We start from the raw sequence: 17197 nt of genomic DNA on the forward strand, positions 1-17197 counted from the left end.
TCGGTGGTCGGTGGGTCTCAGGCCGGCGGACCGGCGGGTGGCGCCGGTGCGGCGGGGTTGCCGGGCGCGGCCGGTCCCGTGGTGGCCGCGGGTGCCGGTCCGGCGGGCGCTCCCGGGCCGGTGGGGGCGCCCGGACCGGTGGTGGCCGTCGTGGCCGGGCCGCCGCGGGAGCCCCGGCGCCGCAGCAGGAGCACGACCACCACGGCGACGACCAGCAGCAGGACGACCGCGCCGGCGACGACCGGCAGCCAGGGGAAGGAGCCGTCACCGGTCACCACTGCTGCCGGGCTGGTGGCGGGCGGCGGGGGCGCCTGGGCGATGGCGCGCAACTCGGCCGGCTTGGGCTGGTTGGCGACCACCTTCCAGCTGACCGAGCGTCCGGTGATCGTGCCGTTGGTGTCGAGCACCCGGCCGGGGAACGTCACCGAGATCTCGAACTCCATCAAGGTCATGAACGCCTGTTGCTGGCGCGGATCCTGCTGCCCGAACTTGCCGCCGTATTTCTTGGGGTCCAGCGGAAGCGAGAAGCGAATGAGATCATCGTCCCGGACAAGATTCACGCTTTCGCTCGTGAATTGCGCCAGCGGCGTTTTCCGGTACGTGATCTGAATGCCGTACGAGGTGGCGTCCTCGTACCGGGTCTCCGCTCCGGGTGGAAGTGAGGGAATGTTCGGCCGCAGCTCGGCGAACGCCACCGCCGGGTCCGGGTTCCGCTGCTTGAGCACGGACTTCGGCGCGGTGAGCAGGAGCTGACCGGAGACGGTGTCGTCGTCGTTCACGGTCAGCCCGAGGTTGAGCTGCATGCAGCCGCTCAATATCGCCACGAGGGCGAGACACACCGCGAGGCCGAATGCCCGGCTGCGGCGGAGTCTCGTATTCATGCGGCAAGTGTGAGCGCCCGCGCCGGGCGCGACAGTCAGCGATCAGCCGCCTTCGTGTCGCCGATCTTACCGGCCGTCTCTCCCATTCGGCCGACCCGCGGAAACCGCCGCGCTCGATATTCTGGAGTTTTGTGCCCGAGCCTTTTCACCGGGTGTCCGCCGGCACGATCCGGAACACCGGAACACCGGCGGCGACCCGGGCGAAGTCGGCGAGCGGGGCGTGCCGGTCCACCGGCACGTGCGCCCGGGCACCAGGGGCGAGCGCCAGGTGCCGGCGCACGACCGGTGGCCGCTGCGCCACCGGCACCTCGACCAGCCGGACCGGCTCGCGGCCGCGACGGCGCAGCACGACCCGCCCGCCCGCGGCGCGCACGTTCGCCACCCAGTTGGCCCGATCGCCCAGCATCGACACGACGTACCGCTCGCCGTCGAGGTCGGCGACCACGATCGGCACCGAGACGGTCCGGCCGGTGCGGCGGCCCGGCACCTCCATCGTCAGCCAGTGCCGCGGGGCGAAGCCGGCGCCGTACTGCCAGGCCGACAGCGCGTTCATCATCCGGGCCAGCCGGTTCGGCCGGCCGCCCCGGTACATCCATCTGGTGGGTCGCCACCGCCGCATCGGAAACTCCCTTCCCCGCCCTCCATTAGCGGACGGCGCTAGGGAGACGGCCAGGGCCGGCCGGCCCGGACGGGACCGGGCCGAGTGGCCGGTCAGGCGCTCTCCCGGGTGACCAGCGTCGACGGGAACGCGGTGCTCGGGGCGGCCGGCGCGCGCGTCAGCACGGCCGTGGCCGCAGCGGCGGCGATCCGGTCGACCGGGTGGGTCGCGGTGGTCAGCGGCGGGCTGCTGATCGCCGCGTACGGCAGGTCGTCGAACCCGGCCACCGCCACGTCGTGCGGCACCCGCACACCGCGCCCGCGCAGCGCGGCGATCACGCCGAACGCGGTGGCGTCGCTGGCCGCGTAGACCGCGTCGGCGTCCGGCCACCGGCGCAGCGCCTCCAGCGCCGCCCGGCCGCCCCGTGCCGTGGTGAAGTCGCCGGTGACCAGCCGCTCCGGCGACCCCGACTCCCGCATCAGCTCCCGGTACGTGGTGACCGAACGCTCGGCGCAGCTCAGCCAGCGCGGCCCGGTGACCATGACGATGCGGCGCCGGCCGGTGGCGTACAGATGACGCAGCACCTCGCCCGCGCCACCGGCGTTGTCGACGTCGAACGACGGCACCGTCGCCGAGCCCTGGCCGATCGAGGCGACGCGGCCGCGCAGCCTCGGCGGCACCGCGTCCAGCGCCGCCTGGGTCGTGTTGACCAGGATCACCCCGCAGACGCCCCGGTCCGTGCCGAGCCGGGTCAGCCCCGACGGGTCGGCCAGCGGCAGCCACTCCAGGGCCACGCCGACGCCGTGCGGCGCGCACACCCGCGACGCCGCGCTCACCACCCGGTGCACGTACGGGTCGTCCAGCACCGTGTCGTCGCGGCCCACCACCGCCACCACCAGGCGTACGCCTGCTCCGCGCACCAGCGCCCGGGCCGCGAGGTCCGGCACGTAGTCGAGGCGCTCGGCGGCGGCCCGCACCCGGGCGCGGGCGTCCGTCGAGGTGAACCCGTAGCCGCCGAGCACCCGGGAGGCGGTGGCCCGGGACACCCCGGCGTCGCGGGCCACGTCGTCGAGCGTGGCGGGGCGTGTGGTCGGCGTTCCCATGTCCGCATCATGCCTGCTCGGGCGTGGATGAGCTAAGCCATAACGGCGCTTGTGGTGGTAGCGCTCTCAGGTGTGCGATTGTCGTCGGGACCAGCCGGGGGAAGGGACTACCGCACCGTGAGCAGCACCATCGACGCGCCGGCCGGGAAGCGGCCTCCGGCGCCCCGGGCGGTGCTGACCGCCCGCAACGGCGTCGCCGTCGTCTTCGCCCTCAACGGGCTCGCGGTGGCGAGCTGGTTCTCCCGGGTTCCGGCGGCCCGCGAGGCGCTCGACCTCAGCCCGAGCCGGCTCGGGCTGCTGCTGCTCTGCGTGTCGGCGGGTTCGCTGCTGGCCATGCCGACCGCCGGCCTGGTCGCCCAGCGGCTCGGGCCCGCGCGCACGGTGGCCGTGTCGGTGGTGCTCGTCACGCTCGGCCTGACCGGGGCCGGTCTCGCCGCCAGCCTGGCCGGATCGGTCGTCGGGGTCGGGTTCGGGCTCGCCGCGTTCGGCTTCGGCTCCGGCCTGTGCGACGTGGCGATGAACGTCGAGGGGGCCGCGGTGGAGAAGCGCCTCGGCCGCACGATCCTTCCCCGCTTCCACGCCGCCTGGAGCCTCGGTTCGGTGGCCGGGGCCGGGCTGGGCGCCGGCGCCGCCCGGCTGGACGTACCCGTCGGGGTGCACCTGCCGGTCCTGTCCGTGCTGGTCCTGGTCGGCACGCTGCTCGGCGCCCGGGCGTTCCTCGCCGCACCTGCCGAGGCGGCCGGAGACGGGCAGCCGGCGGCCCGGCGGCGGGCGCTGCTGGCCGCCTGGCGCGAGCCCCGCACGCTGCTGGTCGGGCTGTTGGTGCTGGTCATGGCGTTCACCGAGGGCAGCGCCAACGACTGGCTCGCGGTGGCGTTCGTGGACGGGTACGGGGTCGACGAGGCCGTCGGCGCCGCCGTGTTCGGCGTGTTCGTGGTGGGCATGACGCTCGGCCGCACCGTCGGCACCGTCGCCATCGACAGGTGGGGGCGGGTGCCGGTGCTGTACGCGACCATCGCGACGGCGTCCGCCGGCGCGGCGCTGGCCGTGCTGGCCGGGTCCGGCCCGCTCGCCGTGGTCGGCGTCGCGCTGTGGGGACTCGGCGCCTCGCTCGGCTTCCCGGTCGGGATGAGCGCCGCCGCCGACGACGAGGACAAGGCCCCGGCCCGGGTGAGCGTGGTGGCGGTGATCGGTTACACCGCCTTCCTGGCCGGGCCGCCGCTGCTCGGCTTCCTCGGCGACCACTTCGGGGTGCTGTCCGCGCTCGGCGTGGTGCCGCTGCTCCTGCTGCCCACGCTCGCGCTGGTGCCGGTGCTGCGGGAGCGTCCCGCCGCGCCGGACGCGCAGGCCGGTGCCCCGGCGGCGAAAGCCGGCTGAGCCGGTCCAGCCGACTCCCACCGCGCTCCCAGCCGCCTGCCAGGCGGGCGTGCTGCACTGGAGCGAACGCGAGGAGAGGAGGCGGGCATGGGCTGGTTCAGCCGCCGGGCCGCCGACCCGACGACGCCCACGAAGCTCGACCGCGAGGCGAACAAGGAGGACCTGGCGCAGCTGGAGGCGTTCGTCACCAGCCGGCGCGGGGTCGAGTTCTACCTGGAACCGGAGACCACGGCCACCGACACCACAGTCGTCGCCATCGCGGACGACGGCGAGTGGATCCGCCGCCGTACCGGCTCGCCCCGCGTCGCCGGCCGGATCGCCCAGAAGCACGCGGTGCCGCTGTACGAGGCGGCCCGCACCGGCTACCCGGAGCGGATGCGGGCGTGGAACCGGGCCCACCCGGAGCGCCGGGCCCGCTGACCGGCTGACCGGCGCGGTCAGCCGCTCAGCGCGGCGACGAGGGCGTAGCCGAGGAACGCCGCGCCGAGCCCCGCGACCACACTGAGCGCCACATTCGCGTACGCGAGGTGGCGCTTCCCGGTGCGGGCCAGGCGCAGCGTCTCGTAGCTGAGCGTGGACCAGGTGGTCAGCGCGCCGCAGAAGCCGGTGCCGGCCAGCGCTGTCACGCCCGGGTCGACGGGCGCCGCGAGCAGGCCGCCGAGCAGCAGCGACCCGGCCACGTTGACGGTCAGCGTGCCCCACGGGAACGGTGAGCCGTGCCGGGACTGCACCGCCCGGTCGGTCAGGTAGCGCAGCGGCGCGCCGATAGCGGCGCCGAGCGCGATCAGCAGGACTGTCACTGTCGCCTCCCGTCCCGGGCGGTCACCGTCGGCTCCCGTCGCGGGCGGCCAGCAGCCGGGCGGTCACCGTGTCCCCGGTGGCGACCGCCGCCAGCGCGCCGAGCACAGTCGCGGCCAGGTAGACGCCCGCCGTGCCGGCCGCGCCGTCGGTCAGCAGCCGCTGCGCGTCGACCGCGTACGCGGAGAACGTGGTGAACCCGCCGAGCACGCCGACGCCGAGGAACGGCCGGGTCAGAGGGTGGGCCGGGCGGGCGGCGAGCACCGCCATCAGCACGCCGATGAGCAGGCACCCGGTGACGTTGACGGCGAACGTGGCCCACGGGAAGTCGCCGGGCTGGTGCGGCACCGCCGCCTGGGCGCCCGCCCGGGCCAGCGCGCCCAGCACGCCACCGGCGGCGATCACGCCGAGCACGGCCGCCGGGTGCGCGGACAGTTCCGTCCGGTCCGCCGGTACGCGCAGATCGACGTCCGGGTCGACGCGGGGATCGGACACAACACCTCCCACCAGCACTCGCGAGCATAACCCTGCCCCCGCGCCCGGCCCTCCGCTCTCCGCTCTCCGCGATCTTGCAGGTTCCGCCCCGGCGGACCGGACATTCGCGGCATCCGTGGGGCGGCAAGTGCAAGATCGCGGGGGAGAGGGGTGAGGGAGGGGGGAGGCGGGCGTACGGTGGGCGGCAGCGCCCGGCGCGCGGCGTCCGGGGCCCGTCGTGCCAGGAGGTCACCGTGGAGGAGCGCACGCCCCGTCCGGACGAGCTGGATCCCGTCGAGCGGATCGGTGTCGACGAGCTGCGCGCGCTGCAACTGGACCGGCTGCGGCACTCGCTGCGGCACGCGTACGACAACGTGCCCCACTACCGGCGCGCGTTCGACGCCCTCGGCGCCCACCCCGGCGACCTGCGTGAGCTGGCCGACCTGGCCCGCTTCCCGTTCACCGCGAAGGCGGAGCTGCGCGAGAACTACCCGTTCGGCATGTTCGCGGTGCCCCGCGAGCGTGTCGCCCGGCTGCACGCCTCCTCCGGCACCACCGGCCGTCCCACAGTGGTCGGCTACACCCGCGCCGACCTGGACACCTGGGCGAAGCTCATGGCCCGCTCGATCCGGGCTGCCGGGGGCCGCCGCGGCGACCGGGTGCACGTCGCGTACGGCTACGGGCTGTTCACCGGCGGTCTCGGCGCGCACTACGGCGCCGAGGAACTGGGCTGCACGGTCGTCCCGGTGTCCGGCGGCATGACCGAGCGCCAGGTCATGCTGATCCGTGACCTGGAGCCGGAGGTCATCATGGTGACCCCGAGCTACATGCTCGCCATCGTGGACGAGATGGAGCGCCAGGGCGTCGACCCGCGCGCCACCTCGCTGCGGGTCGGTGTCTTCGGCGCCGAGCCGTGGACCGAGGACATGCGCCGCGAGCTGGAGCAGCGCCTGGACATGCACGCGCTCGACATCTACGGCCTGTCCGAGGTGATGGGCCCGGGTGTGGCGGTCGAGTGCGTGGAGACCAAGGACGGCCTGCACCTGTGGGAGGACCACTTCTATCCGGAGATCATCGACCCGGTCACCGGGGAGGTGCTGCCCGACGGGGAGCGGGGTGAGCTGGTGCTGACCTCGCTGACCAAGGAGGCCATGCCGGTGGTCCGCTACCGCACCCGCGACCTGACCCGGCTGCTGCCCGGCACCGCCCGTCCGATGCGGCGGATCGAGAAGATCACCGGGCGTACCGACGACATGATGATCGTCCGGGGGGTGAACGTCTTCCCGACCCAGATCGAGGAGCTGATCCTGCGTACCCCGGCCCTGTCGCCGCACTTCCAGTGCGTGCTCGACCGGCGGGGCCGGCTCGACACGCTCACCGTGCACGTGGAGCGACGCGCGGGCGCCGCCGCCGACGAGGCCGAGCGGGCCGGCGCGACGCTGGTCGAGCAGGTCAAGAACACCATCGGGGTGTCAGTGGCGGTACGGGTCATCGAGCCGGACGGGGTGGAACGCTCGATGGGCAAGATGCGCCGCATCGTCGACCAGCGGCGGGAGTCCTGAGATGAGCGGTGACGGCGGCCGTACCGCGGCGCACGACATGTTCGACGCCGACGTGGCGTCCAAGGGGCTCGGCATCGAACTCGTCTCGGCCGGTGACGGCGCGGCGGTCGCTCGGATGCGGGTCACCCCGTCGATGCTCAACGGGCACGCGATCGGGCACGGCGGCTTCGTGTTCCTGCTCGCCGACACCGCGTTCGCGCTGGCGTGCAACAGCCACGGCCCGGCCACGGTGGCGGCCGGCGGCGAGATCAGCTTCCTGCGCCCGGTACGCGAGGGCGACCTGCTGGAGGCGTACGCCACCGAGCGGGTCCGGCACGGCCGCAGCGGCATCTACGACGTGAGCGTGCGACGCGGGGACGAGGTGGTGGCCGAGTTCCGGGGCCGCAGCCGCACCATCGCCCGCGACTGATCGCCGGCCCGCCGGCCCGCGCCCGCACACCTGCGTGCCGGGTGACGTCCGGGCCGGAGTGGCCCCGTGCCCGCTCCGACCCGGACGTCATGCGGCCAGCCCGAGCGCCTGCCCGCCGGACCCGGTTCTTCGCCGGTTCCGGCCCACCCGCCCGGGTGGACCGGTCCGCCGCTCCTGCCGTGCCGGGACCGCTGATGACGGATCGGTCCGCTGACCGGGCCACGCCGTGACCGCGGACGCCGGGCCGTTCCGCCACCGGGACCGCTCCGCGGCATCCGCGACGGTCCCCGTCGCGCCGCCCGTCGCCGGTCCGGCGCGCACCGGCTGCCCCGGCCGTGCGGGCACCGCCCGGAGCGCGCCGGACCGGCCCGGCTGCCCGGGCACCGGACACAGCGCGTCGGACCCGTCCGGCCGGTCCGGCGGGACGGGCGCCGGTCGGGCCCCTCCACCCGACCGGCGCGACCGTCCCGCCCCGAGCGGGCAGACCTCCCGCTCGCCGGCGCCCCGGGACGGGACGCCGGTTCCCGCTGCCGGCACACGGCCGGCAGCGGTGTCCTTCGCGGCGCGCAGGCGGCGGGCGAAGTCCGCGCGGACCGCACGGGACAGCCGCATCGCGGCCACCCGCGCCACCAGCGCGTCAACAGCCCAGCCGTCCGCCGTGACCTGGCGGATCAGCCCAGCGGCGGCCAGCGCCCGCAGCACCGGCCCGGCCCGGCCGGCGGGCCAGCCGAGCATCGCCTCCACCGAGGCGGCCACGACCGGGCCACTCCGGGCGGCGCCGGCCAGCAGCACCGCCCGGTGCGTACCGTCGAGCCGGTCCAGCCGGGCGTCCACCAGGCGGCGCGCGGCGGCCGGTACGCCACCCGGCTCGCCGGCCGGGTCCGCGGACGCGTACGCGGTCGCGACCGCCGGACTGCCGCCGACCAGCGCGACCAGCCGCGCGGCGAGCGCGGCCGGCCGCCCGGCCCGGTCGAGCAGGTGCCGCAGCAGGCGCCCGGTGTCCAGCGGACCCAGCGGCTCCACCGGGATCCGCCGCGCCGGGGTGGGCAGCGGGTCGGCCGAGCCGGAGCCGCACGTGGTGACCACCGCCAGGGGAAGTCCCCGCTCACCCGCGGCCACGTGGAGCTGGTGCAGGAACCGGCGCAGCGCCGGGGCGGCCCGGTCCAGGTCGTCCACCGCGACCACCACCGGTGCGTCGGCGGCCAGGCCGAGCAGCGCCTCGCGGCAGGCGACCACGGCGCGGGCCGCCACCGTGTCGTCGTCCGGCGCGGCGAGGAACGCCGCGAGCGCGCCGCTGCCCGGGCCGTCCGCGACCGAGCCGTCCGGCCGGGGACGGACCAGGTCGGCCAGCGGCGCCAGTTCCCCGCACGGGTACGGCGGGCAGGCCGTCACCCGCCGGCGCACCGGCACACCGTCCACGTGCGACACGGCGCGGGTCACCTCGTGCAGCAGCCGGCTGCGGCCGCTGCCCGGCGGCCCGACCAGCGAGATCCACCGGGGACGGCGCTCGCGCAGTGCCCGGGTCACCTCGTCGGCCGCGCCGGCCAGCTCCCGGCGGCGGCCCACCAGCGGGACGCGGTGCCGGGCCGGTCTGCTCCCGGCCGCCCCGGTCACCCGCCACACGTCCAGCGGCAGGGCCTTGCCGGCCAGCGTCAGGGTGGCGAGTGGACGCTGTTCGACCAGCCCCGCCACCGCGGTGCGGGTGACCGGGCAGACCACGACCCCGCCGGGCGGCGCGTGCTCCTGGAGGCGGGCCGCCGTGGTGATCACCGCGCCGCTGGCCGCGCCGTGGCCGCCGTCGTGGACCCCGGCCAGGTCCAGCAGCACCTCGCCGGTCGCCACGCCGACCCGCACGCGCAGCCGGATGCCGGCCGGTCGCCGCCGCTCCAGCGCGGCCTGGATGTCCAGCCCGGCCCGCACCGCCCGGTACGCGTCGAGACCGTCCGAACCGGACGTGCCGAACAGCGCCATCACCGCGTCGCCGACGTACTTCTCCACCACGCCCCGCCAGCGGCGCAGCACCGAGGCGACGGTGCCGAAGTAGGCGCGCTGCAACGCGCGTACGTCCTCCGGGTCGAGCCGCTCGACCAGACGGGTCGAGCCGACGATGTCGACGAAGAGGACGGTGACGGTACGTCGTTCCTCGGGCACCGGCCGGCACGCCGCGATGACGGCTTCCCGACTCCCTGCGGGCGTGGTGATCAACATCGCACCCACCCTTTCCCGATCGTGGTGCCCGACGACCTCAGCAGACTTTCACCACCGGGTTGTCGGGGGATCTGTAGGACGACGTATGTCGGGCACCCGCAACCATTAGTCGTGTAGTCGACGCGAGAGGTACGAGTCCGGCCCCGAGGCCGTAGAACGGTGCGGGGACCTGTGACTAGGCTGCGTTCCATGGCCAGCGACGTGGACACGGCACCGCTCGTCGGCCGTACCGGGACCATGGCGACGCTGCGGTCGGCGCTCTACGACGACCTACGGCCCGGGCAGACCGGCGCGGTGTTCCTCACCGGAGAGAGCGGGGTGGGCAAGACCCGCCTGCTGACCGAGGTCGGAGAGCAACTGCGGCAGACCGGCGCCCTGGTGCTCACCGGCACCTGCCTCGACATCGGAGACGCCTCGCCGCTGCACCCGGTACGGCAGGCGCTGCGCCGGCTCGACGCCGAGCAGGCGCAGGCGCGCACCACGTCGGCGATCCGCGGGGTGTTGCAGGTCTTCGACGAGGAGACCCCCGGCCCGGACGGCGCCGGCGCGCTGCTGGAACGCGTCGCCCAGGGCCTGCACGTGGTGGCCGGCGGACGGCCGCTGGTGCTCGTCCTCGACGATCTGCAGTGGGTCGACCGCAGCACCCGGCAGCTCCTGCTCTACCTGCTGGCCGGCCTCGGCGACCTCCAGCTCTCAGTGCTGGCCGCGATCCGGGCCGAGTCGCTGCGCGGCGCGCACCCGCTGCGCCGGGTGCTCACCGAGCTGCGCCGGCTGCGCTCGGTGCGGGTGATCGACCTGCTGCCGCTGGACCGGTCCGCCACCGACGAACTGGCCGCCGCCGTGGTCGGCTCGCCGCTGCCTCCCGAGGCCGCCGACCAGCTCTGGCAGCGCAGCGGCGGCAACCCGTTCGTGGTGGAGGAACTGGCCCGCGACCGGCGCGACGGCCGCGACGGCCTCTCCGACACGCTGCGCGAGGTGTTCCTCGACCGGGTCGACGCGCTGCCCCAGCCGGCGCACGCGGTGGTGCACGCGGTGGCGGTCGGCGTCGAGCCGGTCGAGCACTGGCTGCTGGCCCAGGTGGTGCGGCTGCCCGAGGAGGAACTGCTCGACGCCGTCCGCGAGGCGGTCGCACACCGCCTGCTGGTCGGCGCCGACGACGGCTACCGGCTGCGGCACCGGCTGGTCGCCGAGGTCCTGGCCCACGAGCTGCTGCCAGCCGAGCGGGCTGCGCTGCACCGCCGCTACGCCGAGGCGCTCACCGCCGTACCGGCCGAGCTGCACCAGGCCCGGCTGGCCCACCACTGGCGGCACGCGGGCGAGCCGGCCCGGGCACTGCCCGCGGCGATGGCGGCCGCCCGCGAGGCGGAACGACTGCACGGGTACGCCGAGGCGCACCGCCACTGGTCCGCCGCGCTGACCCTGGCCACCGAGCCGGCCTCCGTCCCGCCCGACGGGGCACGGCCCGAGCCGGTCGAGGTGGACCGGGCCGAGCTGCTCAGCCACGCCGCCGAGGCCGCGCACCACAGCGGGGAGCATGCCCGCGCCCTGACGCTGCTGGAGGAGCTGGCCGACGACCCGTCCGGCCCGCCGGTCTGCGCGCTGCGCATCCGCCGGGCCCGCTACCTGGCCGCGGCCGGCCGGTCGGCACCCGCCGAGCAGGAGTACCGGCGGGTGCTGGACTCGCCCGACTGCACGCCGCAGGAGCGGTGCACGGCCGCCGCCCGGCTGGCCGAGCTGCTGTTGCACCTGGGCCGCTACGCCGAGGCCGGCGACCAGGCCCGGGAGGCCCTCGCGCTCGCCGCCGACGTTCCCGGCACCACCTCCGAGGTGGTGATGGCCAGCGCCGCGCTCGGGTTCAGCGAGGCGTTCCTGGAGGATCCGGCTGCCGGGCTGGCGGTGATGCGCCAGGCGCTGGAGACCGCCGAGCGGTCCGGCCGTCCGGAGGACGTGGCCTGCGCGTACCTGCACCTGGCCGAGCTGCTCACCGGGCCGCTGAACATCCTCGAGGAGGGGGTGGTGGTGGCCCGGCGGGGCGCCGACCGGGTCGCCGAGCTGGGGCTCGGCCGCACCTGGGAGACCCGGCTGCTGGCGGTGGCGACGAACGGGCTGTTCCGGGTGGGGCAGTGGGCCGAGGCGGAGAAGGTCGTCGCGGCCGCGCTGCGGCACCGCCCGTCCGGGGCCGACGCGGTCGAGCTGCTGCTGGCGCGGTGCCGGCTCTCCGTCGGGTACGGCGACGTCGAGGCGTCCGACCGCGACCTGGAGGCGGTGGCGACGGTGCTGGCCGGCGGCGGCGCCCGGCACGTGCTGCCGATGCTCATCCTGCGGGCCGGCCTGGCCATGTGGCAGGGCCGGCACGACCTGGCCCGGCAGGCGGTGCAGCGGGGCCTGACCGAGAGCCGCTCCGACGACGTGATCGTGCTGGCCACACTGGCCTGGCACGGGCTGCGCGCGGAGGCCGAGGCGGCGGCCAGCCGCACGATCGAGGTGGACCCGAACGCGGTGCGCCGGCTGCGCGAGGTGGTCGACCGGGTGACCGGCAAGAGCGCGAAGGCGGGCGCACCGGTGCGGTACGTCGCCGAGGGCTTCCTGGCGCTCTGCGACGCCGAGCTGAGCCGGCTCGACGACGGCCGCGGCGACCCGGCGCTGTGGGAGCGTTCCGCGCTCGAGTGGGACCGGCGCAACCACCCCTACCCGGCCGCGTACTCCCGGTTGCGGCAGGCCGAGGCGCTGCTGGCCCGCCGCAGCCGGGTGGCCACCGCGGGCAAGCTGCTGCACCGGGCGTACGCGATGGCCCAGTCGCTCGGCGCGGTGCCGCTGACCGCGGAGATCCGTACCATCGCCTCGCGGGCCCGGGTGGCCCTGGACGCCGCGCCGGACCCCGCTCCGGTGCCCCGGCAGCGGGCGGCGGCGCCCGCCGGGCCGGCGGTGGACGAGCTGGCGACGCTCACCGCGCGGGAGCGTGAGGTGCTCGCCGCCGTCGCCGAGGGACTGACCAACCGGGAGATCGGGCAGCGGCTGTTCATCAGCGAGCGGACCATCGGCGTCCACGTCTCGCACATCTTCGACAAGCTCCAGGTACGCACGCGGGTGCAGGCCAGCGCCATCTTCCTGCGCAATGGCGCGGAGTAGGCGTACGTCGGCAATACGTCGTTCGACGGATCCGCGGTGTGGACGGCGGCTGGCAGGCTGTGCCGCGGAACAGGGGTGGTGGCGTCGTGGGGGCGCCGGCCGTTGTGGAGGAGAGATGACCGAACCGGTCTGGGGTCCTGTGCACCAGGACATCGTCGGGCTGCTCGCCGACCACCCCGCCGACGTGCCGGCGGTCGTGGACCATCTGACCAAGTTGCAGGATCTGCTGGTCCGGCTGCCGCCGCTGGAGGAGAGCTGCCCGCTCGCCGACTTCAACAAGCTCTACCTGGTCATCACCAGCACCGTGCTCGACGGCCTGTACGACGACCGGTTCTGCGACCCGGCGTTCCTGGCTCGGCTCGATGTGGAGTTCGCGGCCCGCTACTTCGAGGCGCTGCGGTTCTGGAGCGACTCCAGCCCGAGCACCCCGAAGGCGTGGTCGTGCCTGTTCAAGCGGATGCGCGGCCCGGACGCCCGGCCGTTGCCGTCGGCCGCCGCCGGCGTCAACGCGCACATCAACTACGACCTGCCGTTCGCGCTGGTGACCACGTTCGACAGCCTGGAGTCGGAGCCGATCGACGGCAGCGACCAGCACCGCGACTACCTGGAGATCAACAAGATCTTCGCCGAGCGGATCCCGGAGCTGCGCCGCGGCTACCTCGACAACTGGCAACTCATGATCGACATGGTCAACGGCGACATCGACGACTGGTACCAGGGCGAACTGGTGGAGTACACCCGGAACGTGGCCTGGCGCAACGCGCAGAAGATCTGGCGCTGCCGGCACGACCCGGACGCCCGCGAGTGTGAGCGGATGCGGCTGGACGACAACGCCGCGCTGCTCGGCCGGCTGCTGCTGTCGCCCCTCGGGGCGTTCCTGCAGTAGCCGGGACGGGGGGTTCCCGCGTCCCGCCGTCCGGGCGCGGGACGCGGGAACGCCGCCCGCGGGTGTCGAGGCCGCCGCACCGGGTACGTCGCCGCCGTGCCGCCAGACGAACCGGCCGGCCCCGGGGCGCTCCCGCCGGGCCCGGTCCGCCGCTTCCCGTTCCGTTTCGACCCGGCGTTCCGGCTGCCGCTGGCGCTGCTCGGGGTACGGCCCGCCACGGCCTGGCTCGACTGGGGCCCGGACGCGCTCGTCGTCCGGTTCGGGCCGTGGCTGCTGCGCACCACGCCGGGCAACGTGACCGGGGCCGAGCTGAGCGGGCCGTACCGCTGGTGGCGGGCGATCGGCCCGCACCTGTCGGCGGCCGACGGCGGGGTGACCTTCGGCGCCAGCGTGGCCGGCGGGCTCTGCCTGCGCTTCGCCGAGCCGGTGCCGGCGCTGGCCCCCGGCCCTTGGCTGAGGCACCCGGCGGTCACCGTCACAGTGGCCGACCCGGCGGCGGTGCGCGACGCGCTGGCCCGCGGACCGGATCTTTGACCGGTTCGGCCGGGCCGCACCCGGGACAACCCCTACCGTCTTCATAGGGACGAAGGGGAGCAGATGGGGCAGGCGGGGGAGCCGGAACAGCCCAGGCGTACGCGGGAGCGGCGCCGGGAGGCGCACGCGGCCGCGGCGGCCCGGGCCGGTCGGCACGGCGACCACGCCGAGCGGGCCGGCCGTGCCGTGCCGGAGCTGCCGGAACGGGTGGCGGCCCCGACGCGGCCGGCGGCACCGGCGGGCCGGCTGCACCGGTGGTTGTTCGCGCACCGGGTCGAGCCGGTCGGACCGGAAATCCGCGAGCACCAGACCCGGTCCCACCCGTGGTGGCAGGTGATGTGCCTGACCGGCGTCGACTACTTCTCCACGCTGTCCTACCTGCCCGGCATCGCCGCCGTGGCGGCCGGCGCGCTCAGCCCGCTGGCCACGTTGCTGATCGTGGCGCTGACGCTGCTCGGGATGCTGCCGATGTACCGCCGGGTGGCCCGGGAGAGCCCGCACGGCCAGGGCTCGGTGGCCATGCTGGAGCGGCTGCTGCCGTTCTGGCGCGGCAAGGTCTTCGTGCTGGTTCTGCTGGGCTTCGTCGCCACCTCGTGGATCATCACGATCACGCTCTCCGCCGCCGACGCCAGCGTGCACCTGCTGGAGAACCCGGTCCTGCCCGCGTCGTTCCGGCACGGCGGCACGGCGGCGGTGCTGGTCACCGTGGCGCTGCTGCTCGTGCTCGGAGGCGTGTTCCTGCTCGGGTTCAGCGAGGCCGTGCAGGTCGCCATCCCGCTGGTGGCGGCGTTCCTGGCGTTGAACGCGGTGGTGGTGGTCGTCGGCGTGGCCGAGGTCGTCGCCGACCCGGGCCTGCTCGGCGACTGGACCGGACGGCTGGCCGGCACCGGCGGGCCCGGCGACGTCCTGGCCACGAGCGTCCTCGCGTTCCCGCTGCTGGTGCTCGGCCTGTCCGGGTTCGAGACCGGGGTGAGCATGATGCCGCTGGTGCGCGGCGAGGGCGAGGACGCGCAGCGGCGGCTGGACGCCCGGATCCGCAACACCCGCCGGCTGCTCACCGCCGCCGCGCTGATCATGTCGGTCTACCTGATCGCCACCACCTTCGTGACCACCGTGCTGATCCCGCCCGAGGCGTTCGAGCCCGGCGGGCCGGCGAACGGCCGGGCGCTGGCGTTCCTCGCCCACGAGCACCTCGGCGAGGCGTTCGGCACCGTCTACGACATCAGCAGCGTGCTCATCCTCTGGTTCGCCGGCGCGTCGGCGATGGCCGGGCTGATCAACATCGTGCCCCGCTACCTGCCGTCGTACGGCATGGCGCCGGAGTGGGGGCGGGCGGTGCGCCCGGTGGTGCTGGTCTACACCGCGATCAGCATCGCCATCACGATCGCCTTCTCCGCCGACGTGAACGCCCAGGCCGGCGCGTACGCCACGGGCATCCTCGCGATGATGGTCTCCGGCGCGATAGCGGTGACCATCGCGGCGCTGCGCGCCCGCAGCCGTGCCGCCGCGGCCGGGTTCGCGCTGCTCACCGCCGTGCTGCTGTACGCGCTGGTGGAGAACGTGGTGGCCAAGCCCGACGGCATCACCATCTCCGGGTTCTTCATCGCCGGGATCGTCGCGGTGTCGCTGATCTCCCGGGTCACCCGGACCACCGAGCTGCGCGCCGAGCGGATCGAGTTCGACGAGCCGGCCCGCCGCTTCGTCGACGAGTCGGTGGCCCGGGACGGGCGGCTGCACCTGATCGCCAACAAGCGGCAGAGCGGGTCGGTGAAGGAGTACCGGGTCAAGGAACGGGCGCAACGGTCGATGAACCCGGTGCCGGGCGCCGCCGACGTGCTGTTCCTGGAGATCGACGTGAGCGACCCGTCCCAGTTCAGCCAGGTGCTGCGGGTGCACGGGGTGGAGTCCGGCGGCTACCGGATCCTGCGTACCAGCAGCCCGGCCGCGCCGAACGCGATAGCCGCGATCCTGCTGGCGTTGCGGGACGCGACGGGGGTGCGCCCGCACTGCCACTTCGAGTGGTCGGAGGGGAACCCGATCGCGCACCTGCTGCGCTACCTCATCCTCGGCCGGGGCGACACCCCGCCGGTGGTGCGGGAGATCATCCGCAAGTCCGAGCCGGACCCGACCCGCCGCCCCGGCATCCACGTCGGCGGCTGAGGTGCGCGGGCCGGCCGAGCGCGGGGGGAGCGCGGAGCGCTAGCCGAGCGCGCGGACGCGGGCGAGCAGGTCGCGGGCGCAGAAGTCCAGGAAGCCGTCCGGGTCCGGCCCGGCGTTCTGGAGCACGATGTGGTCGAAGCCGGCCTCGACGTACGTGCGCGCCTTCTCCACGTGCGGAGCGGCGTCCGGGCCGACGGAGAACTGCTGCCGGATGTGGTGGTCCTCGACCCAGGCGGTGGCGGCGTCGAAGTTCACCGGGTTGGGCAGCTCGCTCATCACCTTCCAGCCGGTGATCGCCCAGCGGCTGGTCTCCCGGGCCGCACGGACCGCCGACTCCTCGTCGGTGGCCCAGGCCATCGGCACCTCGGCGTAGCGGGGGCCCTGGCCGCCGGCGTTGCGGTACTGGTCGACGATCGACGACTTCGGCTCGGTGGCGAACAGGCCGGTGCCCAGCTCGGCCGCGAGACCGGCCGACTCCCGGCCGCTCGCGGCCACGGCGATCACCGGCGGCTGCTCGGGCAGGTCCCAGATCCGGGCGTCCTCCAGTTGGAGGTGCCGGCCGCCGTACGAGCGGTAGCCGCCCTGCCAGAGCAGCCGGATGATCTCCAGCGCCTCGCGCAGCCGCTCGTGCCGCCCCCGGACACTGGGGAAGCCCTGCCCGACGACGTGTTCGTTGAGCCGCTCGCCGGCGCCCACCCCGAGCGTGAACCGCCCGTCGGAGATCAGCGCCATGGTGGCGGCGGCCTGCGCGACGATCGCCGGGTGGTAGCGGACCGACGGGCAGGTGACGCCGGTGGCGAGGCCGATGCGGGTGGTGCGGGCGGCGATCGCGCCGAGCGCGCTCCAGGTGAAGCAGGAGTGCCCCTGCACCTCCAGCCAGGGGTGGTAGTGGTCGCTCATCTCGACGAAGTCGAAACCGGCCTCCTCGGCCCGGACCGCCTGCCGGATGAGTTCCTGGGGCCCGAACGCCTCCGAGGCGAGCTTGTAGCCGATCCGCATGCCCGGTTCTCCGTTCCGTCGTCGGCGAACCGCTGCCGTTCCCACCGGTTCCGGCGGCAAACCAGGCGAAACCCAGTCT

General features: G+C 75.1%; 15 protein-coding genes. 8 read left to right on the forward strand and 7 right to left on the reverse strand.

All coding sequences use genetic code 11. The features are described 5' to 3' along the window. Positions 1–17: 17 nt before the first annotated feature. The 3 genes from FHX31_RS12510 to FHX31_RS12520 form a co-directional block, all read right to left on the reverse strand. Entirely contained in the window at positions 18–881 is an 864-nt protein-coding gene (locus FHX31_RS12510; protein WP_256092749.1) for an LppM family (lipo)protein, read from the reverse strand. Positions 882–1026: 145 nt separating this feature from the next. Then, on the reverse strand, positions 1027–1500 hold the full coding sequence (locus tag FHX31_RS12515; protein ID WP_486481672.1) for a nitroreductase family deazaflavin-dependent oxidoreductase: 474 nt from the start codon (positions 1498–1500) through the stop codon (positions 1027–1029). 92 nt (positions 1501–1592) lie between these two features. Then, positions 1593–2582 (reverse strand): LacI family DNA-binding transcriptional regulator, encoded by a 990-nt coding sequence (locus FHX31_RS12520; RefSeq protein WP_114920561.1) that lies wholly within the window; start codon positions 2580–2582, stop codon positions 1593–1595. 117 nt (positions 2583–2699) lie between these two features. On the opposite strand from FHX31_RS12520, the gene FHX31_RS12525 reads away from it, so the two are divergent. After that, entirely contained in the window at positions 2700–3959 is a 1260-nt protein-coding gene (locus FHX31_RS12525; RefSeq protein WP_047892464.1) for an MFS transporter, read from the forward strand. Positions 3960–4046: 87 nt separating this feature from the next. Then, positions 4047–4379 (forward strand): hypothetical protein, encoded by a 333-nt coding sequence (locus FHX31_RS12530; RefSeq protein ID WP_013476546.1) that lies wholly within the window; start codon positions 4047–4049, stop codon positions 4377–4379. A gap of 17 nt (positions 4380–4396) precedes the next feature. Here the strand turns inward: FHX31_RS12530 and FHX31_RS12535 are convergent, their stop codons facing one another. Together FHX31_RS12535 and FHX31_RS12540 are read right to left on the reverse strand one after the other, a co-directional pair. Then, positions 4397–4759, reverse strand: coding sequence for a fluoride efflux transporter FluC (locus tag FHX31_RS12535; protein ID WP_184976231.1), 363 nt, complete (start codon positions 4757–4759; stop codon positions 4397–4399). A 22-nt stretch (positions 4760–4781) separates the two neighbouring features. Beyond that, positions 4782–5252: a FluC/FEX family fluoride channel gene (locus FHX31_RS12540; protein WP_184976233.1), complete on the reverse strand. Its 471-nt coding sequence runs from the start codon at positions 5250–5252 to the stop codon at positions 4782–4784. A 233-nt stretch (positions 5253–5485) separates the two neighbouring features. Here FHX31_RS12540 and paaK point away from each other — a divergent pair, with 233 nt between their 5' ends. After that, on the forward strand, positions 5486–6793 hold the full coding sequence (gene paaK, locus FHX31_RS12545) for a phenylacetate--CoA ligase PaaK (RefSeq protein WP_013476549.1): 1308 nt from the start codon (positions 5486–5488) through the stop codon (positions 6791–6793). 1 nt (position 6794) lies between these two features. After that, on the forward strand, positions 6795–7202 hold the full coding sequence (paaI, locus tag FHX31_RS12550) for a hydroxyphenylacetyl-CoA thioesterase PaaI (RefSeq protein WP_013286666.1): 408 nt from the start codon (positions 6795–6797) through the stop codon (positions 7200–7202). A gap of 87 nt (positions 7203–7289) precedes the next feature. On the opposite strand, the gene FHX31_RS12555 is transcribed toward paaI, so the two are convergent. Then, a complete protein-coding gene (locus tag FHX31_RS12555; RefSeq protein WP_184976235.1) occupies positions 7290–9410 on the reverse strand; it encodes an adenylate/guanylate cyclase domain-containing protein in 2121 nt (706 codons plus the stop codon). A 189-nt stretch (positions 9411–9599) separates the two neighbouring features. Between FHX31_RS12555 and FHX31_RS12560 the strand changes: the two genes are divergently transcribed. From FHX31_RS12560 to FHX31_RS12575, 4 genes are all read left to right on the forward strand, one after another. Next, complete coding sequence (locus FHX31_RS12560) at positions 9600–12539, forward strand: helix-turn-helix transcriptional regulator (protein WP_114920555.1); 2940 nt, start codon at positions 9600–9602, stop codon at positions 12537–12539. A 115-nt stretch (positions 12540–12654) separates the two neighbouring features. Then, a complete protein-coding gene (locus FHX31_RS12565) occupies positions 12655–13425 on the forward strand; it encodes a DUF5995 family protein (protein WP_013476553.1) in 771 nt (256 codons plus the stop codon). Positions 13426–13521: 96 nt separating this feature from the next. Then, a complete protein-coding gene (locus tag FHX31_RS12570; RefSeq protein WP_013476554.1) occupies positions 13522–13959 on the forward strand; it encodes a hypothetical protein in 438 nt (145 codons plus the stop codon). A gap of 63 nt (positions 13960–14022) precedes the next feature. Next, positions 14023–16119 carry an APC family permease gene (locus FHX31_RS12575; RefSeq protein ID WP_036310118.1) on the forward strand — a complete coding sequence of 699 codons (2097 nt, stop codon included), beginning with the start codon at positions 14023–14025 and terminating at the stop codon, positions 16117–16119. Positions 16120–16158: 39 nt separating this feature from the next. On the opposite strand, the gene FHX31_RS12580 is transcribed toward FHX31_RS12575, so the two are convergent. Continuing rightward, positions 16159–17118, reverse strand: coding sequence for a TIGR03557 family F420-dependent LLM class oxidoreductase (locus FHX31_RS12580; RefSeq protein WP_013286660.1), 960 nt, complete (start codon positions 17116–17118; stop codon positions 16159–16161). Positions 17119–17197: the final 79 nt, after the last annotated feature.

It is taken from the genome of Micromonospora sp. CNZ286 (assembly GCF_014207755.1).

Bases quoted from the DNA above. Each gene is read 5' to 3' on its own strand.
- FHX31_RS12560 (WP_114920555.1), top strand. From the start codon at position 9,600: ATGGCCAGCGACGTGGACACGGCACCGCTCGTCGGCCGTACCGGGACC.
- FHX31_RS12510 (WP_256092749.1), bottom strand. From the start codon at position 881: ATGAATACGAGACTCCGCCGCAGCCGGGCATTCGGCCTCGCGGTGTGT.
- FHX31_RS12580 (WP_013286660.1), bottom strand. From the start codon at position 17,118: ATGCGGATCGGCTACAAGCTCGCCTCGGAGGCGTTCGGGCCCCAGGAA.
- FHX31_RS12520 (WP_114920561.1), bottom strand. From the start codon at position 2,582: ATGGGAACGCCGACCACACGCCCCGCCACGCTCGACGACGTGGCCCGC.
- FHX31_RS12530 (WP_013476546.1), top strand. From the start codon at position 4,047: ATGGGCTGGTTCAGCCGCCGGGCCGCCGACCCGACGACGCCCACGAAG.
- FHX31_RS12555 (WP_184976235.1), bottom strand. From the start codon at position 9,410: ATGTTGATCACCACGCCCGCAGGGAGTCGGGAAGCCGTCATCGCGGCG.
- paaI (WP_013286666.1), top strand. From the start codon at position 6,795: ATGAGCGGTGACGGCGGCCGTACCGCGGCGCACGACATGTTCGACGCC.
- FHX31_RS12515 (WP_486481672.1), bottom strand. From the start codon at position 1,500: ATGCGGCGGTGGCGACCCACCAGATGGATGTACCGGGGCGGCCGGCCG.
- FHX31_RS12575 (WP_036310118.1), top strand. From the start codon at position 14,023: ATGGGGCAGGCGGGGGAGCCGGAACAGCCCAGGCGTACGCGGGAGCGG.
- FHX31_RS12565 (WP_013476553.1), top strand. From the start codon at position 12,655: ATGACCGAACCGGTCTGGGGTCCTGTGCACCAGGACATCGTCGGGCTG.